The 26,360-nt window shown below is 38.2% G+C and carries 27 protein-coding genes; 12 read left to right on the top strand and 15 right to left on the bottom strand.

Features of this window, described 5'->3' with window-relative positions; all coding sequences use genetic code 11:
• Positions 1-231: 231 nt before the first annotated feature.
• The 3 genes from JM81_RS11420 to cobA all read right to left on the bottom strand — a co-directional run bounded on the left by JM81_RS11420 (position 232) and on the right by cobA (position 3,428).
• Complete coding sequence (locus tag JM81_RS11420) at positions 232-984, bottom strand: Crp/Fnr family transcriptional regulator (protein WP_144803515.1); 753 nt, start codon at positions 982-984, stop codon at positions 232-234.
• A gap of 11 nt (positions 985-995) precedes the next feature.
• A complete protein-coding gene (locus JM81_RS11425) occupies positions 996-2,423 on the bottom strand; it encodes an MFS transporter (RefSeq protein ID WP_144803516.1) in 1,428 nt (475 codons plus the stop codon).
• A 231-nt stretch (positions 2,424-2,654) separates the two neighbouring features.
• The gene (gene cobA, locus JM81_RS11430) at positions 2,655-3,428 is read right to left on the bottom strand and encodes a uroporphyrinogen-III C-methyltransferase (RefSeq protein WP_144803518.1); all 774 of its coding nucleotides are present in this window, start codon (positions 3,426-3,428) and stop codon (positions 2,655-2,657) included.
• 123 nt (positions 3,429-3,551) lie between these two features.
• Here cobA and nirB point away from each other — a divergent pair, with 123 nt between their 5' ends.
• The 6 genes from nirB (at position 3,552) to JM81_RS11460 (ending at position 10,643) form a co-directional block, all read left to right on the top strand.
• A complete protein-coding gene (nirB, locus tag JM81_RS11435) occupies positions 3,552-6,068 on the top strand; it encodes a nitrite reductase large subunit NirB (RefSeq protein WP_144803521.1) in 2,517 nt (838 codons plus the stop codon).
• Between the two features lie 105 nt (positions 6,069-6,173).
• On the top strand, positions 6,174-6,551 hold the full coding sequence (gene nirD / locus JM81_RS11440; RefSeq protein ID WP_089261157.1) for a nitrite reductase small subunit NirD: 378 nt from the start codon (positions 6,174-6,176) through the stop codon (positions 6,549-6,551).
• A 21-nt stretch (positions 6,552-6,572) separates the two neighbouring features.
• The gene (locus JM81_RS11445; RefSeq protein WP_089261158.1) at positions 6,573-7,163 is read left to right on the top strand and encodes a DUF4202 domain-containing protein; all 591 of its coding nucleotides are present in this window, start codon (positions 6,573-6,575) and stop codon (positions 7,161-7,163) included.
• 16 nt (positions 7,164-7,179) lie between these two features.
• Positions 7,180-9,006: an ATP-binding protein gene (locus tag JM81_RS11450; protein ID WP_144803524.1), complete on the top strand. Its 1,827-nt coding sequence runs from the start codon at positions 7,180-7,182 to the stop codon at positions 9,004-9,006.
• Positions 9,007-9,016: 10 nt separating this feature from the next.
• A complete protein-coding gene (locus tag JM81_RS11455) occupies positions 9,017-9,598 on the top strand; it encodes a bifunctional precorrin-2 dehydrogenase/sirohydrochlorin ferrochelatase (RefSeq protein ID WP_144803526.1) in 582 nt (193 codons plus the stop codon).
• 157 nt (positions 9,599-9,755) lie between these two features.
• On the top strand, positions 9,756-10,643 hold the full coding sequence (locus JM81_RS11460; protein WP_144803529.1) for a diacylglycerol/lipid kinase family protein: 888 nt from the start codon (positions 9,756-9,758) through the stop codon (positions 10,641-10,643).
• 27 nt (positions 10,644-10,670) lie between these two features.
• On the opposite strand, the gene JM81_RS11465 is transcribed toward JM81_RS11460, so the two are convergent.
• Entirely contained in the window at positions 10,671-11,225 is a 555-nt protein-coding gene (locus tag JM81_RS11465; protein WP_144803531.1) for a hypothetical protein, read from the bottom strand.
• Positions 11,226-11,372: 147 nt separating this feature from the next.
• On the opposite strand from JM81_RS11465, the gene JM81_RS11470 reads away from it, so the two are divergent.
• Both JM81_RS11470 and JM81_RS11475 read left to right on the top strand, forming a co-directional pair.
• A complete protein-coding gene (locus JM81_RS11470; RefSeq protein ID WP_144803534.1) occupies positions 11,373-11,933 on the top strand; it encodes a hypothetical protein in 561 nt (186 codons plus the stop codon).
• Between the two features lie 60 nt (positions 11,934-11,993).
• Positions 11,994-13,043, top strand: coding sequence for a phosphotransferase enzyme family protein (locus JM81_RS11475; protein ID WP_144803536.1), 1,050 nt, complete (start codon positions 11,994-11,996; stop codon positions 13,041-13,043).
• 10 nt (positions 13,044-13,053) lie between these two features.
• Here JM81_RS11475 and JM81_RS11480 read toward each other — a convergent pair whose 3' ends face one another.
• The 4 genes from JM81_RS11480 to JM81_RS11495 all read right to left on the bottom strand — a co-directional run bounded on the left by JM81_RS11480 (position 13,054) and on the right by JM81_RS11495 (position 16,865).
• Entirely contained in the window at positions 13,054-13,752 is a 699-nt protein-coding gene (locus JM81_RS11480) for a TVP38/TMEM64 family protein (protein ID WP_144803539.1), read from the bottom strand.
• A 2-nt stretch (positions 13,753-13,754) separates the two neighbouring features.
• Positions 13,755-14,639 (bottom strand): SdiA-regulated domain-containing protein, encoded by an 885-nt coding sequence (locus JM81_RS11485; protein ID WP_186435565.1) that lies wholly within the window; start codon positions 14,637-14,639, stop codon positions 13,755-13,757.
• 224 nt (positions 14,640-14,863) lie between these two features.
• Positions 14,864-16,129 (bottom strand): sensor histidine kinase, encoded by a 1,266-nt coding sequence (locus JM81_RS11490; RefSeq protein WP_144803545.1) that lies wholly within the window; start codon positions 16,127-16,129, stop codon positions 14,864-14,866.
• 58 nt (positions 16,130-16,187) lie between these two features.
• Positions 16,188-16,865 carry a response regulator transcription factor gene (locus tag JM81_RS11495; protein ID WP_144803548.1) on the bottom strand — a complete coding sequence of 226 codons (678 nt, stop codon included), beginning with the start codon at positions 16,863-16,865 and terminating at the stop codon, positions 16,188-16,190.
• Positions 16,866-17,023: 158 nt separating this feature from the next.
• Here JM81_RS11495 and JM81_RS11500 point away from each other — a divergent pair, with 158 nt between their 5' ends.
• A complete protein-coding gene (locus tag JM81_RS11500) occupies positions 17,024-17,467 on the top strand; it encodes a PepSY-like domain-containing protein (protein ID WP_186435566.1) in 444 nt (147 codons plus the stop codon).
• Between the two features lie 93 nt (positions 17,468-17,560).
• Here the strand turns inward: JM81_RS11500 and JM81_RS11505 are convergent, their stop codons facing one another.
• The 4 genes from JM81_RS11505 to JM81_RS18435 all read right to left on the bottom strand — a co-directional run bounded on the left by JM81_RS11505 (position 17,561) and on the right by JM81_RS18435 (position 19,075).
• Positions 17,561-18,136 carry a TlpA family protein disulfide reductase gene (locus JM81_RS11505; RefSeq protein ID WP_144803552.1) on the bottom strand — a complete coding sequence of 192 codons (576 nt, stop codon included), beginning with the start codon at positions 18,134-18,136 and terminating at the stop codon, positions 17,561-17,563.
• A gap of 192 nt (positions 18,137-18,328) precedes the next feature.
• Positions 18,329-18,517: a hypothetical protein gene (locus JM81_RS11510; protein ID WP_144803555.1), complete on the bottom strand. Its 189-nt coding sequence runs from the start codon at positions 18,515-18,517 to the stop codon at positions 18,329-18,331.
• Positions 18,518-18,610: 93 nt separating this feature from the next.
• The gene (locus tag JM81_RS11515) at positions 18,611-18,880 is read right to left on the bottom strand and encodes a hypothetical protein (RefSeq protein ID WP_144803557.1); all 270 of its coding nucleotides are present in this window, start codon (positions 18,878-18,880) and stop codon (positions 18,611-18,613) included.
• 36 nt (positions 18,881-18,916) lie between these two features.
• On the bottom strand, positions 18,917-19,075 hold the full coding sequence (locus tag JM81_RS18435) for a hypothetical protein (RefSeq protein ID WP_186435567.1): 159 nt from the start codon (positions 19,073-19,075) through the stop codon (positions 18,917-18,919).
• Between the two features lie 350 nt (positions 19,076-19,425).
• Here JM81_RS18435 and JM81_RS11520 point away from each other — a divergent pair, with 350 nt between their 5' ends.
• From JM81_RS11520 to JM81_RS11530, 3 genes are all read left to right on the top strand, one after another.
• Positions 19,426-20,229: a phospholipase D family protein gene (locus JM81_RS11520; RefSeq protein ID WP_144803560.1), complete on the top strand. Its 804-nt coding sequence runs from the start codon at positions 19,426-19,428 to the stop codon at positions 20,227-20,229.
• A 161-nt stretch (positions 20,230-20,390) separates the two neighbouring features.
• Positions 20,391-21,953: an McrB family protein gene (locus JM81_RS11525; protein ID WP_144803562.1), complete on the top strand. Its 1,563-nt coding sequence runs from the start codon at positions 20,391-20,393 to the stop codon at positions 21,951-21,953.
• Between the two features lie 3 nt (positions 21,954-21,956).
• Positions 21,957-24,242, top strand: a complete 2,286-nt coding sequence (locus JM81_RS11530; protein ID WP_144803565.1) for a DUF2357 domain-containing protein — start codon at positions 21,957-21,959, stop codon at positions 24,240-24,242.
• A gap of 129 nt (positions 24,243-24,371) precedes the next feature.
• Here JM81_RS11530 and JM81_RS11535 read toward each other — a convergent pair whose 3' ends face one another.
• From JM81_RS11535 to JM81_RS11545, 3 genes are read right to left on the bottom strand one after another with little or no spacing between them, the layout of a single operon-like run.
• Positions 24,372-24,881 carry a hypothetical protein gene (locus JM81_RS11535; protein WP_144803568.1) on the bottom strand — a complete coding sequence of 170 codons (510 nt, stop codon included), beginning with the start codon at positions 24,879-24,881 and terminating at the stop codon, positions 24,372-24,374.
• A gap of 3 nt (positions 24,882-24,884) precedes the next feature.
• Entirely contained in the window at positions 24,885-25,238 is a 354-nt protein-coding gene (locus JM81_RS11540) for a hypothetical protein (protein ID WP_144803572.1), read from the bottom strand.
• Between the two features lie 11 nt (positions 25,239-25,249).
• A complete protein-coding gene (locus JM81_RS11545; protein ID WP_144803574.1) occupies positions 25,250-26,272 on the bottom strand; it encodes a hypothetical protein in 1,023 nt (340 codons plus the stop codon).
• Between the last annotated feature and the right edge of the window lie 88 nt (positions 26,273-26,360).

Raw genomic sequence — 26,360 nt, forward strand, 5'->3', positions numbered from 1 at the left:
TTATACTTATACATGACAAATATATACGTATCGCTAATTGTAGCCTATGGGATTACTTAGGTTTGAACCTCTTTTTACACCATACTTTTGCATGGCAAATAACCATGAACAAAACTGATAATTCACAGGTTATTATTACAAATCATTAATTTATAACGATTTATGTGTCTTGATTTGGAATTAAGAATAATTACTTAGGAAATGTGATGGACTAAAAATTAATACGTAGTACTAACTATCCAAATAGAAGTTGTGCTCAGAAATTTCATTTTGTAGCATAGGAATGTCGAATAAGCCGATTCTTTTTCCTTTAGTGGCCACCAACCCTTCTTTCTTAAGGGCGGACAAGGTTCTAATAACCTGCTCTTCCGTAGTTCCGGCATAATTGGCATATTCCCTCCTACTTAATACTATAGCGGTATACCCATTGTTTTGACCAAACTTTCTGTTGATATATAATAAGGTATCTATGACCCGCTCCCTTACGGTCATCTGTGAGAGCGATTTTACCCTTATCTCACTTCTATTAAGCTCATTGGCATAAAACAACATAAGATCATAGGTAAGCTCCGGACTAATCTTCAATATCTCTTGCAATAAGTCTTTAGAAAAATAACACAAAGAACTATCTACCAATGCCATGGCGCTTATTGGATATGTCTCTTCAGTACCAAAACCGCGGTGCCCTATAATTTCTCCCGGTGTGGCAAAACGAACAATCTGTTCCCTGCCCAACAAACCCGTTCTTACTACTTTTACCTTGCCGTTCAAAAGAAAAAACAGACCGGTTACTGAAGCGCCTTCCATTATAAACTGTTGACCTTTTTTACATTTTATCTCTTTTCGCGATTTTATCAGCTCACTTATTGCCGGATTAGATACATGTTTCTGTACAAGACAATTAGTATTTGTGCATCTTGTACACAAGTTACCCGCTATAGGGCTACTTCTTTTATTATGTATGTGGTGAACAGGTAAATGCATGACGTATCCTTTTAAACCTTAGTGCCCAAAAATTTGTAGGGGGCAGATGCTGAAGTGGCCGTCTCTGTCTGTACGCTTTTTTCATCTATGGTTGAAAATTTTATGGCCAGGCTAGCCAATGCGGCTACAACAACAAAGCCCCCGATCATGAAATATCCGCTGGAAACCGCATTGGATGCCGCAGCGGCTTGGGCTGCGCGCATGGCTTCTTCTCCAAGACCTGTGCTTGAGGCCAATGCTTTTGTTTCTGCCATGGCAGATTTTGATTTTAACAATAACGCTGCAAGAAAGGCTCCTACATTTCCACCCGCACCAACAATTCCGGATATAGAGCCAATGGCCTTTTTGTTGATAAACGGTACTACTGAAAACGTTGCCCCTTCTGCCATTTGAACGGAGAGGCTAAAGGCTATAAGAAAGATGATACCCATAGTAAAACTGGTGGTCAATGAAAAAATGGATAACATAAGTCCTTCCAATGCTAGTATTATGGTCAAAAAAACAACCCTGCCCCGTAACCCTTTTAGTCGGCCAAATCGGTCGCCAAAAAAGCCTCCTAGAGTACGAGCAAAAATATTCATCAAGGCAAATGATAAAACCAAATTACCTGCCATACTTCTAGTGAGGCCAAATGTATTCTGCAAATAATCGTCCATAGTACCGTAGACGGTCAGTTCCATACCAAAAGATGCTGCATATACAATAAAAAGAATCCAGACCCTGTAATCCTTCAACACATTTTTAAAGGATTCCTCATCTTTCTTTAGGGTAGGCATTTTGCCCAATTTTTTCAATTCACTAAAATTCCCTTCGGGAGTATCTTGGGTAAAATAATAATATATGACCCCCATAGCCATGGCAATGATTCCTGCGATGACCATGGCATAACGCCAAGCGACCTCATCTGCAACCCCAAAGCTAACTACGGCCGCAGCAATCAAAGGCATTCCCAACCGGTTGGCACCTCCGCCAAGATTTCCCCAGCCTGCAGAAGTAGCATTTGCCGTGCCTACAATATTAGAGGCAAACATAATTGATGTATGAAATTGAGTGATTACAAAGGATGCTCCTATAAAACCTATAAACAATCTACAGATCAAAAACTGTGCTGGCGTTTGTACAAAGCCAATAAGTATTACAGGTATGGCCCCTAAAATCAATAAATAGGTATAGCATATTCTTGGACCATACTTATCACATAATTTTCCGATTAGCAATCTGGCAAATACCGTTCCCGATACGGCCAGAATTATGGAATTCCATTTCTGATTTGGAGTCAATCCCAAATCCCTGACCACGTCTGGCATAAAAGGTACAATGCCAAACCAAGCAAAAAAACATATAAAAAATGCAATTGATGTTATCCAAAACGTACGTATTGGCATACTTTTTATATTGGATAAATCCATGGTTGTTGATTTGTTAGAATTGTTGTCCATAAGATGCTAATTTTACGTTATACGCAAACCTACAATTATTTATACGTAATTATACGTAGTTTTTTGTTAATTTTACTAAATACTACGTACTTTTGTGTATTTCAAAATTCACGTAGGCACATATTATGGTTTTATCAATAGTGATATCAATTTTCCTGTGCTCTGTTAATACATGCCAATGTTTTTCATAAAAATCCTTGTAAACACAAAAGATAATTCAGGGAAAATAACCTAATACCCAGAATATAATACCCGTTGCACCTCTTCCTCAAAAAAAGCTGGATGTTCCGCTACCACATCCCCAATTACAATAATACCCGGCTTGTCTATCGATATACGGCCTACATAATCCTTAATGGTACCCAAGGTTGCCACTATACATTGCTCGTTGCCCAGGGTGCCATTTTGAATAACTGCTATTGGCGTTAACGACCCCCTGTATTGATTGACCTCATCTACTATTTGAACTAATTTCCTAATGCCCATTAAGACGACCATTGTGGTAGATGACCGGGAAGCATATTCAAGATCTTGGGAAAACGAACCATCTTTCATTGTAGCCGTCATCACCCAAAAGCTACTACTTACACCTCTTTTGGTCATAGGTATACCTTGCCCGGTAGGCACCGCAAGCGAACTTGAAATACCGGGTACCACATGAATAGAAATACCAAATGCTTCCGCATAGGCTATTTCTTCATTTGCCCGTCCAAAAACAAAGGGATCTCCCCCTTTTAAACGCACAACATGACCATATTGTAATGCATATGCCACCAAAAGTTCATTGATCTCTTCTTGGGTGTGGGAATGTTTTCCACAACGTTTACCTATGTATATTTTAGGGATATCACTACGTAGTTCTTGCAACAGGTCATTACTTACCAATGCATCGTATAAAATTACATCGGCTGATTTCAAAACCTTCATTCCCCTTAATGTTATCAAGTCTTTTGCTCCCGGTCCGGCACCTACCAAACTTATTTTTGCTTCTTTTTCAACCTCCATTCCCTTAGTTTTAAGTATTAATAATTATCAATTTACTAACAATAGTACGTAATTATTTCGATAAAATTAATATATTTATACGTATTTATACGTAATATTGTTACGTAGCTAAATTATAATCCTATGAAAACTATAATTGTTGTGGGTAATGGAATGGTCGGATATAAATTCTGTGAAAAAATCGCGGACCGTATTAAAGGCAAAGCGTTTAAGGTCCTTGTTTTTGGGGAAGAACCCCGTGCCGCCTATGATCGCGTTCATTTAAGTGCTTTTTTTGGCAATAGGGATGCCAAAGCATTGGAAATGGCTCCTATGGAATGGTATGCACAAAATGGCATTGAGCTTATTATTAACGAAAGGGTTACGGATATTCATAAAACAAAAAAAACCATAACTACCGCCAACGATAAGGAATTTGCTTATGATTACTTGGTGTTGGCTACAGGTTCCGCTCCCTTTGTACCGCCCATTAAAGGGGTCGAAAAAAAAGGGGTTTTTGTATATAGGACCATTGAGGACTTGGAAGCCATGCTGGATTATGCAGAAGAAATAAAACAAAGAAAACCCAATGGCAAAGCGGCCGTGCTAGGAGGTGGGTTATTAGGCCTGGAAGCCGGTAAAGCGGTCATGGACATGGGCTTGGAACCCCATGTAGTAGAATTTGCGCCAAAATTAATGCCTAGGCAGTTAGATGCAAGAAGTAGTAATGTGCTACAACTTACCTTGGAATCTATGGGTATTTCCATTCATACGGGCAAAGCCACCAATAGCATTCTTGGAAATGGCGCCATTACAGGTATGGACTTTGGTGAAGATGACACACTGGAAGTAGATATGTTGGTTATTTCGGCCGGTATACGTCCAAGGGATGAGTTGGCCAAAACATGTAACCTAGAGTTGGGGATTAGGGGCGGTATCGTCGTTAATGATAAAATGCAGACCTCTGACCCCTACATCTATGCTATTGGGGAAGTGGCCCTGTACAACCAAATGATATATGGATTGGTAGCTCCTGGGTATGAAATGGCAGAAGTAGCGGTAAATCAAATATTACGGGCATCTGATGTCGTCATGAAACAGGAAATAGATATGTCTACCAAATTAAAGCTTATTGGTGTGGATGTAGCCAGTTTTGGAACTCCTTACATGCCTGCAGATAAAGGCTTGTCCATCATCTATGAAAACAAAACAAAAGGTATTTACAAAAGGATTAACGTTAGCCATGATGGTAAAACCCTACTTGGCGGTATTATGGTGGGCGATGCCGAAGATTACAGTATACTTCATCAAATGTACCTCAATAACATGCCCCTTCCCGATAATGCGGAAGAACTTATCGTAGGCTCTAGGGGAGAGGGCGGTTCTGCATTTGGAAGCGCAATGGATTTGCCCGATACCGCCGTAATCTGTTCCTGTGAGGCAGTGACGAAAGGTGCGGTATGTAGATCGGTACTTGAAGACGGACTTGAATCCGTAAAGGATGTGGCCAAGGCCACAAAAGCGACTACAGGTTGCGGAGGATGCAAACCTATGGTAACCGACCTTATTAAGGAAAGCCTCAAAACCTTGGGCAAAACAGTTAAAGAGCGCATCTGTGAACATTTCAATTATTCTAGACAGGAACTGTATGACCTTATCAAATTAAAAGGCATTACGGATTATGACCGCTTATTGGACGAAGTAGGTAACGGTAACGGTTGTGAGGTCTGTAAACCTGCTGTAGCCTCTATTTTTGCAAGTCTATATAATGAAACGGCCAACAGGCAAGAGTCCATTCAGGATAGCAATGACCGGTTTCTTGCCAATATTCAAAGAAATGGTACGTACTCCGTAGTACCAAGGGTCGCCGGTGGTGAAATAACCCCTAAACAACTTATGGCTATAGGCCGTATTGCCCAAAAATATGACCTGTATACCAAAATTACCGGTGGGCAACGTATAGATATGTTCGGGGCACAATTGTACGAACTGCCCTTGATCTGGGAAGAACTTATAAAGGAAGGTTTTGAAACCGGACAAGCATACGGCAAATCGTTACGTACCGTAAAAAGCTGTGTGGGCTCTACATGGTGCCGGTACGGTATGGATGAAAGTGTAAGCTTTGCCATTGAGATAGAAAATAGATATAAGGGCATACGCTCCCCACATAAATTTAAAGGTGGCGTATCTGGATGTATTCGCGAATGTGCAGAGGCACGGGGGAAAGATTTTGGCTTTATAGCCGTTGAAGGGGGGTGGAACGTGTATGTTGGCGGTAATGGTGGTGCAAATCCAAAACATGCCCTACTACTGGCTGAAAAAGTAGACAAGGAAACTGCCATTAAATACGTAGATCGCTTTATCATGTTCTATATAAAAACGGCACAACCCCTACAGAGGACCGCTCCATGGTTGGAAAAATTGGAAGGTGGCATTACCTACTTGCAAAATGTAGTCATTAATGATTCATTAGGTATTGTCAAAGAGTTGGACGAGGCCATGCAAGCACTGGTAGATTCTTACGTGTGTGAATGGAAAGAAGCCGTAGAAACTCCTGAGATTAGGGAACGATACACCCATTTTGTCAATTCTGATGATACGGACAATACTATAGAGTTTGTAGCACTTAGAGACCAGAAGATGCCTAAGGAATGGGTATAAAATAATGCAAGGCTAAAAATATGAAGTACTAAGTATAAAATGCTGGTATTTGGTTAACGTATAATATAGGTCTAAGGTAAAATGACCTAAATAACATATAAAATTATGATAGCTCACCTTAATGTTTACGAAACAGTTTCCCCAAATGAAGTAAAGGTTTGGTTCAAAGCTGCTCCTATTTCCAAATTTCCCAAAAATGGAGGCGCATGCATCAAATACAAGGACAAACAGATAGCGGTCTTTAATTTTACCCGTGAAGGTTCTTGGTATGCGTGTCAAAACCTATGCCCCCATAAGATGGAAATGGTCCTGTCCAGAGGGATGATAGGAGAAGAGCATATGGAACCAAAGGTTGCTTGTCCATTGCACAAGAATACGTTCTCCTTGAAAACCGGAGAGAATTTAAACGGCAGTTTGGACGCTATTGCCACCTACCCGGTAAAAACCGAAAATGGCTTTGTGTATGTTGGCTTTTCTGAATAGCTTTGAGGAAACACAAAACGTATGGCGACCACCAATAAATTAGAACTTGCCTTTCAGCTTTTTGACACCGCCAATGAACAAGATCCCAATACAGAAGTTTTTGAAGGCACTACTTACCCAAAAGAAGTACTTTATGGCCAAAGGATGACCAAACGCTTAAATGAATTTAATCCTAACGCATCTGAAGCGTTGCGCCTAACGGCCCGCTGCCAACATATTTGCAGGTGGGAAATTCCAAGAGAATCCTATGAAATGAACCGTGAAGGTTATTTAAGATGGAGGCAAGAGTTAAAAAAATTCCATGCCAATAAAGCGGCAACCCTATTACATGAAGTGGGATATGACCAAGAAACCATAGATAAGGTACGGTTTCTTCTGGAAAAAAAGCAACTAAAGAAAAATGAGGAAACCCAATGTTTGGAAGATGTAATATGCCTGGTATTCCTGGAATATTATTTTGAACCGTTCGCCTTAAAACATCCTGAGGACAAAACTATCGATATTCTTCAGAAAACATGGCGTAAAATGTCCGCAAAGGGACATGAGGCGGCATTGGCCCTGCCTTTATCATCATATTCCACCAATTTGATTACCAAGGCCTTGAGCGCCTAATACTAAATTTAATTTTATGGCCAATGCAGGACACGAGATACCATTAGACACTGCTACATTTTTACGCATAAGAAAATGGTACCTCTTGGCTTTTGCCGCAATTGCATTGACAATTATAATCGCCCAAATATTAATTCAGTTGCACCTAAAGGCACAATCCGGGGATTCTGAAGTTATCAATGTTGCCGGTAGACAACGTGCTTTTAGCCAAAAACTGGTCAAGGAGGTCTTGCTTTTGAACAGGGCTACAGATATTGATGACAAACAAATGCTGTTGGCCGAAATTGACAAGACCCTAACCGTTTGGAAAACTTCACATTCCGGACTTCATTTAGGTGACAAATCCTTTAATCTACCCTATGAGGACGATGAAAAGGTACAGGAACTTTTTTCCAAGCTAGATCCACACCATACTAAAATGGTAAAGGCCCTGCAAGAAATCCTAGACCGATACGATTTACATGGGGACAATACCCAATTGTTTAAATCCAATGTGGAAATTTTACTGCACAATGAGCGGACTTTTTTGAATTTAATGGATCAAATTGTCAATGAATACGACTATAGAAGCAATGAGCAATTACAGAAATTAAAACAAAAGGAATATTGGTTGCTTGCTTTTTCGCTCTTGATTCTGCTGTTGGAAATCTATTTTATTTTTAGACCGCTGTCCATCCAGATTAAAAAGACCATTGGGCACCTTGTTGGCAGCCAAGAAGAATCCAAAAATCAACTTGCTAAAATTCAAAGCCTATATGATGAAAAGGAGCGTTCGCTAAAGGAATTGCAAGAACTTAATTTTGTTATAGACAATGCGGCCTTGTTTGCAAGTATACGCAAAGATGGCAGCGTAGTGTTCATCAGTAAAAAATTCCTGGCATTGCTTGGCCATACCCGCTCTACCCTCAACAAGCCATTTTCAGAGATTCTTACCATAGATGAGGGCCAACAAGCCTATCTTAAAGAGGTGCTGAAGGTAAACCGAAAAAATATAATCCGTAAAGAAGAGCTACAGGTGCGTACCGTTAACGGATCTACGGTATGGTTAGACATGTCCATTGTACCCATGCACCACTCATCGTTAGAGCAGGACATTTTGATCTTATGTTCGGATATTACGGAACGTAAGGAAAACCAGTTAAAGGTAGCCGAACTGACCAAGCAAAACTTTGAGGAGCGCATAAAACAGAAAAAAGCGCAGGCCAGCCAAATTGTAGAAGGGCAAGAAGAGGAACGCAAGCGTATTGCCAAGGATATTCATGATGGTATAGGACAAATGTTGACTGCCCTAAAGTTCAATATTGAATCCATAGACTTGGAAAACAAGGAAAAAACAGGGGAGAAAATCGCATATTTAAAGGCACTAGCATCAGACCTTATTAAAGGGGTAAGAACGGCTACATTTAACCTTACACCCCCTGAGCTAAGTGATCATGGCATATTTCCGGCCCTTCATAAAATGACTGCCGAATTATCCAAGCTTACGGGTAAGAATATCCTCTTTAAGAACAAGACCGATAGTAATATCCGGTTTGATTCATTGGCAGAGACCAATATTTACAGGGTAACCCAAGAAGCGGTCAACAATGCCATAAAATATGCCGATGCCAATTACATTTTGGTTACCTTGAACTATACCCACCCCGTTCTAAGCGTTGTTATCGATGATGATGGTAACGGCTTTGATGATAGTATTCTTGGCCAATTGCCCAAAAATAACAGTGAAGGGGGTATGGGCCTTTTCTTTATGAAAGAACGTATTGACTATATCAATGGCCGACTCTTTATCAATTCCGAGCCGGGAAAAGGTACAAGGGTCACCATAAACTACAAAACGGAATAATATATTACACATGGAACGCAATGAACTTTACCCGGTTTTCTTAAAGGTATCCAACCTACACATCCTTATCGTAGGCGGTGGTAATGTGGCCTTGGAGAAATTGACTTTTTTGTTAAAATCCAGCCCTAATGCACAAGTGGAAATGGTGTCGCCCATGTTCAGGGAAGAAACCATTGCCTTGGCCAATGAGTTTAATATTAAAATGCATGTTGCGCCCTACGACCCTTCCTATTTGAAGGGGAAGCATATTGCCATTGCCACAACGGACAATGTGCCTGTAAACGAACAGGTTTATCATGATTGTAGAGAACGGCAAATACTGGTTAACGTAGCGGACAATCCGCCGTTTTGCGATTTTTATATGGGTGGCATCGTAACCAAGGGCAATGTAAAAGTGGCTATTTCCACCAATGGCAAATCTCCGACAACGGCCAAAAGATTGCGCCAATTTTTTGAAGATGTTATCCCGGAAAATATAGACGACCTTGTTAAGAACCTCAACGAATTCAGAAAAACGATCAAAGGTGATTTTGAAGAAAAAGTGGAGACCTTGAACGAGTTTACCAAAGGATTGGTCAACAAAAAGGAGTAATGATCTTCCACGAAATCAAATGTCAAAATGCGTTAAATTTTTGATGTAAACCTGTTTTAAGTATACGTATTGTTTTTTTACATCGTTTAACTGTATAGCTTTATGCGAAAGCCAAGCCGTCTATCGGTCGGGCTTAATAATAAACACAATGTATTAGGTGATCCGTATTCATTTTATAGTAAACCCTATTGCCGGTCATGGTAACGCTCCATTGACGAAAGAGGAATTACAGCCTTATTTCATTACCAATGTCCATGACCTTACGGTCAAAATATCGGAATATAAGGCCCATGCTACCCAATTGGCACAGGAGTCTATTGCGGAACAGGCAGATATTATTGTGGCCTGCGGAGGAGATGGTACGATCAATGAAGTTGCCGCTTGCCTTATAGGCACCAACGTTGCCTTAGGTATTTTACCCATGGGGTCCGGCAACGGATTGGCCTCTAATTTAAAGATTCCGAAAAATCGTAGAAAGGCACTCACGATCATACGCGAAAGGCATGAGGAATGCATGGATGTAGGCACCATAAACGGTCGTTATTTTTTCAGCAATACGGGAGTTGGCTTTGATGCCAGTTTGATCAAGAATTATGAGTCTTCCGAAAAAAGGACCATCCTTGGTTATATTAGTGCATGTGTAACTACTTTCAGGGATATTAAAAAGAACCAACCATTGTCCATTACGGTAAATGGGGAACACCCCATGATCAATCCGTTTATCATTCTTATTTCCAACTCCAATGAAATGGGCTACAAACTAAGTTTAACCCCAAAAGCATCATTACAGGATGGTAAGTTGGATGTTTTGGTCATTAAAAAAATCAACCGTTTAAAAATGCTTTGGCTAGGTTTTTTGATTATTATCAGAAAAGTGCACTGGCTCAAGGAGTCTACCAGTTTCCAGACCACCAAACTACAACTTACCCGTAATCACGAGTCCTATTTTGATACCCAAATAGACGGGGAACACCACGAATTGGCAACCAATATCCTGGACATCGCCATTTTGGAAAAATCGCTGTGCGTGCTCACCGCAAAATAGCATTCCTAAAATAGGAAACGGTTGCCGTTACCTGTCTTTACTAGCATGGTCTTTATCATGACTACAACTATAATGCGCAATTTCCGCAGCATACGCAGAAGCATCCGCAGCCTCTTGTGCATCACGCATTAAACGCTGTGCCTTTCTTATATGAAATTGTAAGTTGCCCAAATTATTGGCCTTTGCGGCACTCTTGGCATTTTCAAAAGCCTCTGCGGCATAGTCCCGTGCATCTATTGCATGGCTTTCCGCATCGATCGTGTAGCTCATTGCCTCGTCCAGACCGCAACTTTCCGAGTCGTACTGTGCGTCAGAAGCCAATATTACAGCTTCATCGGCAGCGGTTACCGCCTGACCCAATAACAACATGACCGTTTTACTATGGTTTTTTGCGGTGCCATAACGCGCATCAAATGCTGCTATTTCCGCGGAAGTCTTTAGGGAGTCCGACAATTTACCAAACTGTACCATATACTTCTGTACATCGGAAATCTCACTTTTAAAAACTTCACATTGTGCTTGGGAAAAAAAGGCCATACCCATGAACAGGGCTGTAGCCAAGTAGGTTTTGTTATGCTTCATATTTGGGGAAACTTTATTTTAACTATGCTACTAACTGTTAAAATTCGCAAAAAGTATATTTTTTGGATGTACTGCACTAAAAAGATTCAATACTGCCCAGTAATGCTAATTGCTTATTTTAGTGTTTCACAACCAAACACCACGTATATGACTTTGTACCGCAAGAATCCCGGAACAGTAAAATTGGTCCTGTTGCTTTCTCTAAGCCTTATGTTCTTTACGACCTCTTTTCTTTGGGCGCAAAACAATATGCCCGATGATTCCTATACCATTATTACAGAAGCCTCCAAAGTTGGCCCGGAGAATCCCAGAAGAGGCCTTAGTCTGTTAAGAGGGTTAAAACAACATTTTTATGATAAAGGCAGTTATGAAAATATCGATGATTTCTCTGTTTACTATTCCGTTGTGGCTGCAGAGGCTGGAATTCATGCAAACGAAAAAAAATTCTCCACGATATATAGGTTGTTCGGTGAGATAGGCGACCATGTTAAGCCGTTAATGTCCATGGATGACCAATATGCTGCTTTTTATTACTTTTCCAAAGTGATGATCTTAATCTATAAGGCCCAGGAAAACAACACCGTAATAGTAGGAAATGCGAAGTATAGGGGCGAGATAAAAGCGTTGATAGAAGAAGCGAAACGATTTAACTTTAAGGAAAAAATTACCCAAAACTTAGTGACTAGCCACCTAGAACAGTATCTATAACCACCATTTACAGGTTAACATCATAGATTCTTTATTGATCATGTACGCACCACACAACCTATGACCCAACATCAAATTACCTCTATTCTTAAAGCCTTTGACCTTACCGGTGACGAGTTTCAGTACACTCCTTTAACCGCGGGACTAATCAATGATACCTTTTTAGTAACGGATGTGGAAAACCGTCAATTCATCCTTCAGAAAATAAATGAAAAGGTATTTAAGAACGTTGATGTCCTCATGCGCAATATTGGTCTTGCCCTGCCCCATTTATCTGCTCCGGACTATGCAACGATTACTTTTATAAACAATAATAACGGGGAAAATTATATTAAACATAATGGTGCTTTTTGGCGGATGATGACCTTTATCCCCAATAGTACCACCTATAACACTACCACCCATACCACCATTGCTTTTGAAGCGGGGCGCATCATAGGAAAATTTCACAGCCTATTGGCCCCTGTCCCCAAAAATTTGTTCAAGGACACCTTACCTAAATTCCACAACCTTGACCATAGGACCAAAGCGTTTAAACAAGCCCTTGATGCCGCTGAACCCGGCAAAGTGGCTATAGCCAAATATGCCATTCAGCAAGCAACTATTTTATTAAAGGAGCTAAATCATCTCAACGACCAGGAGTTACCTGTGCGTATCTGTCATAACGACACCAAATTGAACAACATTCTATTTTCAAAAACTTCGGACAAGGCGCTGTGCCTCATTGACCTGGATACCATAATGAAAGGCTATTTTTATTATGACTTTGGTGATGCTATAAGAACGGTGGTCAATACCGCTCCAGAAGATGAGAAAGAACATGACAACATCGTTTTCAATGAAAATTTGTTCACCGCATTTATAGACGGACTGGCAACCCAACCACATTTGTTGACCAAGGCGGAAAAGGAAAGTTTAGCGCTTGGAGCGGTTTTTATGCCCTTTTTACATGGCTTACGCGCATTGACCGATTATCTGAACAACAATATATATTATAAAGTAACCTATGAAAACCAAAATCTGGACCGCTGCCTAAGCTTGTTCAGCTTTGCGGAAAAAGCATTAGAGCACAAAAACAAAATGACCGACTATATTCTTAATAAACTATAATACACGCAGATTACGTTTTGTTTTTATGTCGCTTATCATACCAAACATATCCGCCAAAGGCTAATAAACTGATCAGAGACCCCCATAGCAAACCCATTTTAAGGTCATCTGTACTTTTGCCGAATATGGCAATGAACAGGGTTAAGGGAGCTATCCCCACCATGGTTGCACCTATAAATTTCCAATAGCCCATATGCAACAGTCCGCCCACAAAGCTAATGGCGTCATTGGACAAAAACGGATTAAAACGGGTAATGATAACGGCCCAAAATCCGTAGTCCTCTAAAAAAGATTCCACCTTATCCTCAGATTTTTTGCCAATAATCTTGGTTACGATACTGTCCCCAAAATAATTCCCTATAAAATATCCTACGGATGACGCCGCAAATACCGAAGCAAAAATAATGACACTCCCCCAAATAGGACCATAGGCCAATATGGATACCACCATGAGCAGAATGGATGGGATTACCAAAAGGAACATTTGCACGATCATGGCCAAGACCAATACAATGGGCCCAAACCAACCAAAGCCGGCAACCCAATTCTTGATCTGTTCCTCATCGTCACTGGTAAGTACCCGCCAAGCTTCATCTAAAAACTCCTGTACGGAAGGAACCAAAAAATAGGCGGCTATAATTGCCACCAACAGAGCAATGGAACTATAGAGGGGCAACCTGCTCTTTTTGCTAGGGGAATCGTCTGACATCGTTAGGGTAATAATTTTAATTCGGTGATGGTACCTATTCCGTCCTTTTTACCTTCACTCGCAATATAAAGTGTTCCATCGGGATCAAAGGTAATTCCTTCTGGTTGTGGAAATATTTGTTTATCAAATTTATAGGCGTGTTGTGCGGTACCCTGCTTGTCCAAAATCAATAATTTAGGCTTGGAGCCTTCCAACACATACATTTCCCCGGTTTGTGGATGTATGGCCATATCAGAAGGCCTAAAGGTTTTGTACAGTTTTTTTTCCCTAAAATTCTTTAACACCTCATCGCCCATATCAATCGTATAAATAGGCTTTGGGTCAAGGGTATTCGTCCTTAAAGAAAAGGCATATATACTTTTTACCTTATCCGTAGCTGCATCCTTATCCTTTGGAATAATAAGCAAGCGGTTGTTTTGGGCATCATACTCCAAACTTTCCATATTATTTTCAATATCAAAACCGGTATCAAAAGAAGTAACGGTTCTATCATGGTCTTGAAAATTCTTAACGATCGTTATGGTTCCGTTACTTTCCAACACATAGGCATCCTTATCATGTACGGCCAATCCTTCATAATCACCGGCATGGCCAAATTTAATTTCTTGGGTTACCTTTTGCCGTTGAAGATCGTATAGAAAAATAATTCCGTCCTCATCTTGAACAGCGGCTATGGTATTATCCCTTAACCACGCAATTCCAGAAACTTCACGCAATTCAATTGGCAGCTCCCAACGCCCTGCAATTTCATATGTTACTTTTTTGGCACTATCATACGGTAACCAGTCCCTAAAGTTCATAAATAGAAACCCTATACTGATGATCAATGCCGCCACGGTCCAGAATTTTATTCTTGCCATGCTGAAAGTGTTCGTATTTGTTTTCATTGTTCCCATACTTTTAAAGGGTTATTAACCGGCAATCCAAAAGGAATATGAACCGGATGCTAATCTTATATTAGTTGAACAAATTTGCCCAAACCTTTGTTTTTTCGCTCAAAATAATATCATATCCTCAATTCCTTTTTGAAAGCACTTATAAAAATAAGCTCCAAAACTGGAAAGAAACAGGAATTTGCTTGTGTTTAACAACTTTAGGAGAACCTTAACGCTTAAGGAAAGGTAAGCGTAAACTCATGCCTGTCCGTAAAGGAATAGGTCAACGCAACATCATACTTATCTGCAATGGCCTTGGCAATGGAAAGACCCAATCCTGTAGAGCGACTATCTGCAGAAGCTTTACGAAAGCGTTCAAAGAGTCCGCCGGACTGCAATGCGGAATTCTCCCCATAGTTCTGAATACGGATTTGGTTCTCCACAATCTCAATATGTATGGGTTTTCCACCTTGCCCATGTACAATGGCATTTTTAATTAGATTGGTCATGAGCACCACGGCCAGGTCCGGGTTCATGGCATAGGTCAGTTTTTGATGGGCATCTACCTTAAGATCAATGTCCTTATGGGTGGCAAAATCAGTAAAATCCTGTACCAGGGTTTGCATCAAGGCACTGAAATCTATCCGTTCTTCTTCTATATACTGCTTGTTATCAATTTTGGAGAGCAGCAGTAAGGATTTGTTTAAACGGGTAAGTCGCGTAAGGTTATCCAAAACGCTCCCCACTTCTTGAGATTGTGCTATGGTCAACCCGTTCTTTTCCAATAACAGCTCCAATTTGTTAATGGCTATGGCCAAAGGGGTCTGTAGTTCATGGGCCGCATTTTCTATAAACTCTTTTTGGGCAAGATAACTGTCCCTAGATTTTTCTGTCAATCGCTCTACGCTTAAATTAAGCAAGTTAAACTCGTCTATGTTGGTGGGTTCAGAGGTAATGGGGTCGTCTTTTTCAATACGGAACGTTTTTAGCCTGCCGATCAATTTATAAAAAGGTTTCCATATCCTTTTCATCACAAAATTGTTCAAGACCAAAATGCTTAAGATCAATGCCAGGTAAAGGCCCACCAAATAGATGAAGAGATTTTGTATTTGGTCATCTTCCTCTACCATGGAGGTAATCAACTTTAGTTTATAATGGGAACCATCCTGTTCAAAAACGCTTTCAAGAATACGCACGGGTTCATAATCTTCCTCGTTTTGCATGTACATCAAGGTATCTCTATAGCTGTCCTTGAACTTGGTTTCCTTATGGACTTGCGTCTTTTTAATGGTATAATTATTGACCCCAAATTCAGTATCGTTCAATAACTCAGGGTTATCATTAACGGCTTGTATGATAATTTCTTTTTGGTTTTCCAATCCGTCGTCCAAACTGTCATAGACCTCATCGATCATGGCCACATAGAATATCACCGCCCAGACCGATATGAGTACGATCAGTAATATGGCAAAATATTTTGTGGTATGGTTAAGTAGTTTCATACATCGATTTAAAACTAAAAATACATATAACGGAGAGGACTTGGCACCTTGTGTTTCCTTAAATGGTCTGCAATTTATAGCCTACCCCATAAACCGCCTCTATTTCTATGCTTGCTTTGGCATCTGCCAATTTTTTGCGCACATTCTTAATTTGGGAATAAATAAAATCAAAACTATCGGCCTGATCAATATGATCGCCCCATACATGTTCTGCCAAGGCGGTCTTGGTGACCAAACGGGTCTTATTGGAAATCATATAGGTTAGCACATCAAACTCCTTTCTGTTGAAAACCACTTCCTTACCATCAATGATTACGCTTCTGCTTTCAGGGTCTATGCTTACATTGCCAATGTCTATTTGGTTGTTGCCCTCAAAATTACGCCTACGCACAATGGCCTTTACCCGTGCATGCAGTTCTGCCATATGAAAAGGTTTGGGCAAATAATCGTCCGCACCTAGGTTTAACCCCTTTATACGGTCATCCAATGAATCCTTGGCAGATACAATGATTACGCCATCTTCCTTACCCATGGCCTTGATCTCTTTTAACAGCTCCAGGCCGTTACCCCCGGGCAGGGTAATATCCAACAAAATACAATCATAATCATAGGCCCCGATCTTATCGTTTGCCGCCAAATAGTCCGTTGCCGTTTCTACAATATACTCTTGGCGCTCTAAGGTTTGGCGCATATTCTCCAACATTTGCGGTTCATCCTCTATAATCAGAATCTTCATGAGCTATGGTTTCTTACAACAATATAGCAACATTCTAGAAAGAAATGGGAATAAAAAGGGGAGGGAAGTTACCGCCGTTAACATCAATAAGATCCCATTCCCAATTCCTTCTAGAATTGTCCCTTTTATTTGTAGTGAACTTAAAAAAACATAACACGATGAAAAATAAATATATACTTACAGGAGCCTTGGCCACTTTGGGAATCTTAATTGGTACTGCCCAAGATATGGATCCCAATACGGTGCCGGTAAACTTAAAGAACAATTTTGAACAACGTTACCCTGCCGCCAGTGATGTGGAGTGGGAAATGGAAGATAATACCTATAAGGTTGAATTTGAAATGAATGCCCAAGAGCATGAAATTTGGTATGCCCCAGATGGTAACACCACAAAAACGGAACAAGAACTTAGCGAAGCAGATTTACCACAGGCCATACGCAACACCATTACGGATTCCTATTCCGGTTTTAAGGTCGATGAGGTCGAAAAGACCACGGAAAACGGTAGTACCACCTATGAAGTTGAATTACAAAAAGGGTGGATGAATGAAAAGGATGTGATTTTTAATGCCGATGGAACCGTACTTCGTGAAAAAGAATGATTGATGTTTCTTTGATTGGGAAATGTGGAAGAGGCCGGGAACTATGTTTCCGGCTTTTTTTGTACCTATTTTCAATGCCCGATGCTATACAAACTATTTCATAGGTTCTGCGATCAATTCATCTAACAGGGAACGTATTTTTGTACTGTTCCAATCAGCCGCACCTGTTTCCTTAACCATGATCCTTCCTTGGGCATCTATGACATAATTAGTGGGCAAACTGTTTTCGTTAAGTATTTCCGGGGCCTGCATTTGCGGAAAATAAATGGGAAGTTGGTATTCCTTTCTGGCTACAAAGTTTAACACCTTAGCTGGTTCCTCCTGGGTCAGCAATACAAACGTTATCTTGTCCCCATAGTCCTTGTACAATTCTTGAATGCCGGGCAGTTCTGCAATACAGGGCGGACACCAAGTGGCCCAATAACTCAAAAAAACCACTTTGTCCCGAGCAACCGGAATGTGTTGGGATGCTCCTTGCAGATCCGTAACGGCATAGTCAAACGCCGCAATCTGTTGCTGATCCTCTTGGTCCTCAATACTGGGCGACCAAATGACGACCTTTAGCTTGTTTACGGCCACTTGAATAGGTGTTCTGGTCTGGGGTATTAGCAGTAGAACAATGAACACCGCAAATATGATATCACTGATCTTGAATTTTCGCTTTTTCATATACGGTCTTGGTCGGAAAGTTCGGGGAAAATTACTGGGAAAATATATTTCAGCCTTTACAGTTTCTGTACATTATGGAAGGTAATTCGCACTGGAGGTTTAAAAACCACAAAACTCAACATAGTACCTTATTCCCCTTTTTGTACCTAAAATAATTACACTACCATCAATATTGTTCAAATAATGAGCTATTTAAACTGTTTTTCGTGCTTTAAGGTAGCTGTTTAACATGATGCCAAAGAGGGCCGCCCAAATTAAGCGGAAGACCCAAATATTCAGTTCAAAACCAAAAAACCTCCCTGTATCGTTCATGGTATAAAAACTGTAGCCAATTTCAACCAATGCAATACCCATACCTATTATAGATGTTATCTTCCTCATATTATTTTAATTACACTACCACGGAATACGTAGCATTTGGTTCTAAACCTTCTTTTCTGGGGTTGCAATGCATAGTGATACAGTACGCCTTTACTATTCACCAGCGTCTTCCTTGGACTTGTTATACTTGGTAAACTCCACCTTTTTTTCTTCTAGAATCCTGTAAAAACGACGGTGACTTATTTTAAGGTCCTTGGTGATCTGTGCTACCTTTTTCTTTTTCTTCTTGTACAGTTTTATCTCTGCCGTTACCGCCTTGTTAAAATAGTGTTTTTCAAGTGCGGCAACCACCTCCAATGCCGTCTTGTTGTTCGTTTCCACATAGTGGTCAATAGCTGTTTTTATTTCCTGTAGCCCTTTCATACGTTAAATGTGTAAACAAGAAAGTTACAAAATAATCTATGCATATTTGCTCATAAGCAGGGCATACTTGTCAATATCTTCCAGGGAGTGGTTGCCATAATCCTTGACCACGTTAAATTTTACATTGTTGTTGGCCAAGAACGTAGCTACTCTTTCCAACTCTTCGGGGGAACCTTTAATTTCAATTTTTGCCATGGGTACGTACTCGTGTTTTTACGCTAAAAATGTAATTTTCTCTCAATAGTCTTTCATAGGGCGCTAAGGCCTCTTTTTTTTGATCGCCAAAGTTACTGGTTTTTTTGCACTACCCTAGCCTAATAATACGGCCGTAAGGTGAAATTTATCCCCTAAGAAAACATTAATTAGTCTTTAAGCATCTTTTCCTGGAAAACGTTACGGCTTTCCGTAACGTATTGTTTAAAAATAATGGTATTTTTCAAAGGTTAAAAAAGGGGGGTGCATGGCTGGTTTCCCTGCTTTTTACAGATGGATTGATTAATTTGGTGGTTAGATTAATAACCTTCCTAACAAAACTTATAATACCAATGGCAGAATTCTTTCAGGGAACTAAATTAAATAGTGTTTTAGAAGATATTTTTGAAAATGCAGAAAAAAATTTAATTCTAATCTCCCCGTTTATAAAACTACACCCAAGATTTAAAGATATACTTAATTTAAGGAAAGAAGATTACAACTTAAAAATTCAGATTGTTTTTGGCAAAAATGAGGGTAAAGAATACAAAAGCTTAGGGGAAGAAGAATTCAATTATCTAAAAACATTTCCTAATATTGAAATTAGATATAATGAAAGATTGCATGCTAAGTATTATGCAAACCAAGAGCATGCCTTACTTAGCTCCATGAATCTATATGATTATTCTCAAAATAACAATATAGAATTTGGCATACTTACAGAAACATCTACATTGATTGGTGATTTTGCTCAATCACTTCTAGGAATCGGGAATTCAATAGATGAAGACGCTTTTCAATATTTTAACAATGTTTTAGAACAAAGTCCCTTAAAGTTTCTTCGAACACCAATGTTTGAAAACAAAAATTTAGGATTAACAAAAAAATTTATTGGTTCAGAAACAGAAATAGATTCGCTGACAGATATATTTAAAACTAAAAATTCTTCAAAAAAGTTGGTTGACAATCCTTCTAAATATGGCTATTGTATAAGAACGGGTGAGAAAATACCTTTTAACCCAAAACAACCAATGTCAAAAAAAGCATGGAAAATTTGGAAGGAATATGCAAATGATACTTTCCCTGAGAAATTTTGCCATAAAACAGGGAAATCTTCAGAAGGGAAAACAAGTATGAAAAACCCTATTCTCCCTTAAGCTAATATCTTTTTTCTGATTTTTATTAAAAAAGTGAAAATTGGATTCATCGGTTTTTTATAATGAGCATATAAATTAAAATAACGTTTGAATTATAAGAGTACCAAGAAATATCAAAATTTGATGAACGGTAAAGAATATAAATAAGCAAAGTGAGTTTGATGGATAATTATAAAGTGATTACAGAATATATTTCAAAATTAAGATTAGGTGATATAAAAGCGGCCAATTCCATTAACAAATTAATTGAAAAAGATAATTTTGAGAACAATCTTAAAGTTCTTGATAAAATGTTCTTTAAGAACAAACTTCAAATGATTGGGCCTGATAATTATCAAGATGTAATTTCAACAATAAATTCAATTCATAAAATAAAATCTGGAAAATATAATGATTTTAACATATGGAGTGCATCCAGATCTCATCTAAAAAAAAATAATGAAGATTTACTAAAACGACATGATGAGCTAAATGATTTGGTTGGATTTCCTGATAACGGAAATGGTCTTTATAAATCATTTTTAGGAGAGAAAAACTTTATAAACTTCCTTTCAAATAAATTTAAAGAAAGCTCCATTAGAAAAAATAAAAAGTTTCAAACTTCGAAACCTATGTCTTCAATAAAATCAGAATTTAAAGAGGGCTGTAAAGGCGCAGGTTTAACATATAGTGATAAATTAATTACAAGATTTATTGCTTCTCTAGTAACAAAACCATTTGTAATACTTACTGGTCTTTCTGGCTCCGGAAAAACTAAATTATCCCAAGCCTTTGCGCAATGGGTTTGTCAAGATGAAAGCCAATATAGTATTATACCCGTAGGAGCAGATTGGACCAATAGAGAGCCTTTACTAGGTTATCCGAATGCGCTTAATCCTGAAGAATATGTTTTGCCAGATAATAACGCCTTAGATTTAATAGTACAGGCTAAGAATCATCCTGAATTACCCTATTTTTTGATTCTGGATGAAATGAACTTGAGTCATGTTGAGCGCTATTTTGCCGACTTCTTAAGTGTAATGGAGTCAAAAGAAGGAATTTTATTATACGACGAAGGTTCTGAAAGAATTGGTGCCCCAGCAGTACTTGAAATTCCTTCGAATTTATTTATTATAGGAACCGTAAATATTGATGAGACTACCAATATGTTCAGCCCAAAGGTTTTGGATAGGGCCAATACCATTGAATTTAGGGTTACGGCTAAAGAAATGAAAGGCTTCCTTAACAACATCAAAAAAGTTGATATGAAAGCTTTAGACACCAAAGGTGCTGGTATGGCTAAAAGCTTTCTAAACTTGGCAGCTAATAAATCCTTTGTAACCAAAGACATTGATAACATCAATAAGACTTTGCTCCAATTTTTTAGTGAATTGAAAAAAACTGGAGCAGAATTCGGTTACCGAAGTGCCACAGAAATTCTTAGGTTAATTGGTCAACTTTCTATAATAGACGATACCTTTTCAACTAATGAAAAAATAGATATTGCTATTATGCAAAAACTATTGCCAAAACTGCACGGTTCCCGCAGAAAACTTTGCCCCGTTTTAATAACCCTTGGCTCATTCTGTATCGAGGGTAATGTGAAAATCGAAAAAGATGTTTTTGAAAAAGAAGACTTCAATTTAGAGGATGACAAGGTTTTATATCCCTTATCATTAGAAAAAATAAAGCGAATGTATAAGGGTGCAATTGATAATGGGTTTACAAGTTTTGCCGAAGCCTAATCCATGAGTTCTAAAAATAGCATAACAATTAATCTTGATTTTGTTCAAGAAAAACTCCAACTCATTATTGATGCGCGTAGGGCGGACACTCTTTTTGATAAAAAAGAAAGTGCTATTGAAAATAACGAGGCACGGTTTCAGCTAGTAGAGGGTTGTTATTATGACTACACTTTTAGCGATAGTGATTTTTTGTTCGATGCAAATTTTGAAAACATTATACAACCTCATACTAGGCACAAACATATTGGGACATTGTGTCCAAATATTTTCGTAGGAACGTTATCACTACCTATAGTTCATAAAGATAAAGAGGAACATTTAACAACTATAGAGCTTGAAGTTCAATCTATTAAGTCAGGCTATCGAGACGACTATCGGGATATGTTGGCCCTTATAACTGAAAAATGTACTGCACTATTGCTTCAGGCCAATTCGCCTGTTTCACATTTTTTTGATATTGATTACTCAAAAAATAGTGAGACAACACTATATCAAAAATTTGCATTTATTAAATCGGTAATCGGTACAGATGAATTTGCTGAATCAGTGCATCGCATAGTTTTGGCACCAGTTACAAAATGGTCGGAAATCACAGAAAGTAAAGATATACGTAAAACAAGAAGGTTCACTAATGCCAATATAAAAGAGTTTCAAAAAAGTGGAAACCGTGCTAATTTTCCAAAACATCATTACCTACGAGAATATGGGCTAAGTTCTCTTCCGGAAAGAATGACATCGATTCGTAAAATTGATTCTGTTGACACGCCTGAAAATCGCTTTATAAAACATGCGTTAGAAACATTTTTAAAATTTTGCACCGTTATCAATGGTTTTGCTACTAAGAAAAGTAAACTAGATAAAGAATCGTTGGTTCTCATTCGAGAACTAGAATCACAGCTTCATCATTCTTTATTCAAAGATATTTCTAGACCAACTACCTTAAAATTGAATAGCCCTGTTTTACAAAGGAAAGAAGGATACCGAGAAGTTCTTCGAGTTTGGCTAATGTTTGACTTAGCTGCTAAACTTATCTGGAAGGGAGGTGACGATGTATATAGTGGAGGAAAAAAAGATATTGCAACACTCTATGAATACTGGCTCTTTTTTAAATTATTAGATTTAATACAGTCTATTTTTGATATTGAACCAAAGGATATTTCAAACCTGATAAAAAAAACCCCTGATGGTCTGAACCTTTCCTTAAAACAGGGAAAAGTTACTGCGCTTAGTGGGGTATATAATTCAGGGACGAGAAAATTGAATGTCCGTTTCAACTATAATCGTTCATTTAGTGGTAAAAAGAATTATCCAGAATCGGGTAGTTGGACAACAACTTTGCGTCCAGATTATACGCTGTCTTTTTGGCCTTTTGGTATTAAGGAGGAAGAAGCAGAAATTCAAGAACTAATTGTTCATATCCATTTTGATGCTAAATACAAGGTTGCAAATTTTACGGATTTTCTTGAAAAAGATTCAGACAAAGATTTAAAACTAGAAAAAACCGAAAACCGAAAAGGGGTTTATAAAAATGCCGATCTTCTAAAAATGCATGCTTATAAAGATGCCATTAGAAGAACTGGCGGTGCCTACGTTTTATATCCTGGAGATATGTCAATTGAACGAAGAGGTTTTCACGAAATAATTCCGGGTCTTGGAGCGTTCCCAGTGCGTCCATCCAAAATGGATAGCGGTATAGGTGAATTAAAATCTTTTATTTTAGATACCGTTGAGCATTTTATCAATAGAGCTTCACAAAGAGAAAAGCTAGCTTTTAGAACATTTGACATTTATAAAAAGCCACCTAATTCTAGTGATGAATTAAAAGAGGCTTTGCCTGAAACATATAACCTAAACAGAGGTTTAATTCCAGATGAAACCTTCGTTTTGGTTGGGTTTTATAGTTCTAAAGAGCAATATAATTGGATTTCAAAAAACCAACTATATAATTTTAGAATAGGCTCCGGCAGAGGTTCAATTGTTTTAAATACCGGCACAGTTAGTGCTAAATATTTGCTTCTACATACTACAGGTGATTTGTATTCGGGAGATTTATGGAAAATCACTAGTGATGGTCCAAAAGTGTTTTCTAAAGAAGATTTAATTAGAAAAGGTTATCCCTCACCATCTCAAGAAAACTATCTTATTTTAGAAATTGAAAAGGTAAATTCCACAGAATTTAAAGATGTAAAATGGTTTTTTAAAGATTTGAAAAATTACAAATCTGGTAGACAGTCTGCAATTCCTTTCACAGCAAGTCTTTCAGAACTTATGAGAAATATCTTGAGGTAATTTATCTCTTAAATGATGTGATTAAATATTCTTACTTATCAAACTTTTTAGCAAATAGCATCAATTAATACGGCCAATATGGCGAATGGCCATTGTTGGGGTAAAAATTTCATCCCAACTAGATAGTAATTATTTTGTTAACCCTGATAATATTTCACAAGGGTCTCCCTGACTAGCAGCATATTCAGTAGTTATCATTAAATCTTTATACGGAATATTTTCACCTGACGGCATGATGTAATGTGTTCTAGCCGCTTTAATCAATGCAATTAGACGAATTGGAATTATTAATAAAATACAAAATAAGACTATCAAAACCGCCAAAATGATTTTAAAAAACATTTTAGCTCCTCTATATTCTTCATGTCTATCGCTACAATAAGCCAAAAGACAATGATTTGGACCATCTAACGGATAAAATGTGAAGTTGATAACACTTTCCATTTTTTTCCAGAATAATCCGCGGGTCTTTTCAATATGAACATTATAACCAACACGCCCCGAAATAGTTACATCTGAGTTACCTCCGGCTAAAACATTGCCAAACTGGTCTAAAACCAACAAAAATTGCATTACCCAACTATATTTAACCCTTATCCTCTTGTTTTTTGCCGCTTCCTCTATATACTGCTGTTTCATTATTTATACTATTGGATTAAAAAGATATACAAGAATAAAAACCGCAATTGCACCAGATGCGGTAATCGTTGGTTCCTTATCTGCTAATGTTGATGGATCTTCTTTTTTCGTGGCATTGTTTTGAATAATTTCCATGGTACCATCCTTCTTTTTATTAAACCGTATTTCTAAAAGGCCCGGCAAGGAAATGCTAATTGCAGAAGCTGCTATGGCTGCTATTAATCGAAACAACCATGACATAAAGGTATCGGTCGCTTCCCCGGTATTCATACCTAGGTTTAATTTATAAGCAAAAATGGAAACTATAAAAAAAGTAATAACTCCAAATGTGAACATGAATTTAGCTGAATTTGTCATATTTATATATTTTATTCTTCTGTATCCGTTTCTTGTTTTGGGCCTTTGAAAGGCGACGTCCCTAATCTAAAATTAATCGAGATATATGGATTTATTACATAACGTTGTTCATTCAATTGGGCTTCTGTTAAATTGTCATTTATAATATCCCCAGAGTTATAGCGTCCATTTAAAAAATCTTGCTGATGGGCAGCAAAGCCTATAGATATTGCTATATTTTGATGGTACAAAAAAGAACCGCCCAAAAAAGCCGTTGGAGCTTCCAAGTCATAGCCTACCCCTGCAGTAACACTTGGTGACCAAGATCTGTTGATATCCTTATAAGGAAACCAAGTAAAAAATACGGAAGGAATAAAACTTAACCTTGAACGTTGTTCTAGAGGAGTAATTGAAAAAGCGGTATCACTTTGTTTGGCAAAATATGGCTCACCTTTTTTAAGCACATTAGCTACATATGTGAAGCCGTAAGTGGTTAACCATTTTCCTTTTTTCTGTGTCTGTAAAATATGTTTCCATTCTTTCTTTTTACCATCCTCAACTCGGCTTATGGTAATGATAATTTGTTCATTAGGCTTAAGTTGATTTATTTTTCTACTTTCTCTGGTATCACCAATAATCTTTTTTGCTAATTGAATTTGTTCATACTGGCAACTTTTAAATTCTTCGTTTGGATCAGTCTGCTGAGCTTTTTGTAAATCGGTTTCAAGTTCTTTAACATACTCTGCTACTTTTTCCTCTCGCGTGGCTTCCTTTATGTTTTCAATATTATTATTTAAAACACTACAACCAATAGTTTTGATATTAACAATTTCACCCTCTTTATGGGCCGGTATTTCTAAAATTTCATTCATTTGAAACTCCCTTGTAATCGTAATATTATAACTTATACCAGCAGAAATTAATTTATTGGAAATAATAATTTCGATATCTTCCGAATAGTTTATGGTGTTCTTAATAATATCATTTTGATTCTTTCCTAAATCAATTAAATAAGCTTCCTGTGCATTGATTATTCCGGGTATAAAAATCAACAATACAAATGTTATAATTTGTGTACGTCCTTTATTCATGATTTTTGTTTTTATAGTTCCTCCAATGTACTCTAGGTTCTATTTAATTACC

Source organism: Maribacter sp. MAR_2009_72 (assembly GCF_007827235.1).
Classification (GTDB): domain Bacteria; phylum Bacteroidota; class Bacteroidia; order Flavobacteriales; family Flavobacteriaceae; genus Maribacter; species Maribacter sedimenticola.

Bases quoted from the DNA above. Each gene is read 5' to 3' on its own strand.
- JM81_RS11420 (WP_144803515.1), bottom strand. From the start codon at position 984: ATGCATTTACCTGTTCACCACATACATAATAAAAGAAGTAGCCCTATA.
- JM81_RS11425 (WP_144803516.1), bottom strand. From the start codon at position 2,423: ATGGACAACAATTCTAACAAATCAACAACCATGGATTTATCCAATATA.
- cobA (WP_144803518.1), bottom strand. From the start codon at position 3,428: ATGGAGGTTGAAAAAGAAGCAAAAATAAGTTTGGTAGGTGCCGGACCG.
- nirB (WP_144803521.1), top strand. From the start codon at position 3,552: ATGAAAACTATAATTGTTGTGGGTAATGGAATGGTCGGATATAAATTC.
- nirD (WP_089261157.1), top strand. From the start codon at position 6,174: ATGATAGCTCACCTTAATGTTTACGAAACAGTTTCCCCAAATGAAGTA.
- JM81_RS11445 (WP_089261158.1), top strand. From the start codon at position 6,573: ATGGCGACCACCAATAAATTAGAACTTGCCTTTCAGCTTTTTGACACC.
- JM81_RS11450 (WP_144803524.1), top strand. From the start codon at position 7,180: ATGGCCAATGCAGGACACGAGATACCATTAGACACTGCTACATTTTTA.
- JM81_RS11455 (WP_144803526.1), top strand. From the start codon at position 9,017: ATGGAACGCAATGAACTTTACCCGGTTTTCTTAAAGGTATCCAACCTA.
- JM81_RS11465 (WP_144803531.1), bottom strand. From the start codon at position 11,225: ATGAAGCATAACAAAACCTACTTGGCTACAGCCCTGTTCATGGGTATG.
- JM81_RS11470 (WP_144803534.1), top strand. From the start codon at position 11,373: ATGACTTTGTACCGCAAGAATCCCGGAACAGTAAAATTGGTCCTGTTG.
- JM81_RS11475 (WP_144803536.1), top strand. From the start codon at position 11,994: ATGACCCAACATCAAATTACCTCTATTCTTAAAGCCTTTGACCTTACC.
- JM81_RS11480 (WP_144803539.1), bottom strand. From the start codon at position 13,752: ATGTCAGACGATTCCCCTAGCAAAAAGAGCAGGTTGCCCCTCTATAGT.
- JM81_RS11485 (WP_186435565.1), bottom strand. From the start codon at position 14,639: ATGAAAACAAATACGAACACTTTCAGCATGGCAAGAATAAAATTCTGG.
- JM81_RS11490 (WP_144803545.1), bottom strand. From the start codon at position 16,129: ATGAAACTACTTAACCATACCACAAAATATTTTGCCATATTACTGATC.
- JM81_RS11495 (WP_144803548.1), bottom strand. From the start codon at position 16,865: ATGAAGATTCTGATTATAGAGGATGAACCGCAAATGTTGGAGAATATG.
- JM81_RS11500 (WP_186435566.1), top strand. From the start codon at position 17,024: ATGAAAAATAAATATATACTTACAGGAGCCTTGGCCACTTTGGGAATC.
- JM81_RS11505 (WP_144803552.1), bottom strand. From the start codon at position 18,136: ATGAAAAAGCGAAAATTCAAGATCAGTGATATCATATTTGCGGTGTTC.
- JM81_RS11510 (WP_144803555.1), bottom strand. From the start codon at position 18,517: ATGAGGAAGATAACATCTATAATAGGTATGGGTATTGCATTGGTTGAA.
- JM81_RS11515 (WP_144803557.1), bottom strand. From the start codon at position 18,880: ATGAAAGGGCTACAGGAAATAAAAACAGCTATTGACCACTATGTGGAA.
- JM81_RS18435 (WP_186435567.1), bottom strand. From the start codon at position 19,075: ATGGCAAAAATTGAAATTAAAGGTTCCCCCGAAGAGTTGGAAAGAGTA.
- JM81_RS11520 (WP_144803560.1), top strand. From the start codon at position 19,426: ATGGCAGAATTCTTTCAGGGAACTAAATTAAATAGTGTTTTAGAAGAT.
- JM81_RS11525 (WP_144803562.1), top strand. From the start codon at position 20,391: ATGGATAATTATAAAGTGATTACAGAATATATTTCAAAATTAAGATTA.
- JM81_RS11530 (WP_144803565.1), top strand. From the start codon at position 21,957: ATGAGTTCTAAAAATAGCATAACAATTAATCTTGATTTTGTTCAAGAA.
- JM81_RS11535 (WP_144803568.1), bottom strand. From the start codon at position 24,881: ATGAAACAGCAGTATATAGAGGAAGCGGCAAAAAACAAGAGGATAAGG.
- JM81_RS11540 (WP_144803572.1), bottom strand. From the start codon at position 25,238: ATGACAAATTCAGCTAAATTCATGTTCACATTTGGAGTTATTACTTTT.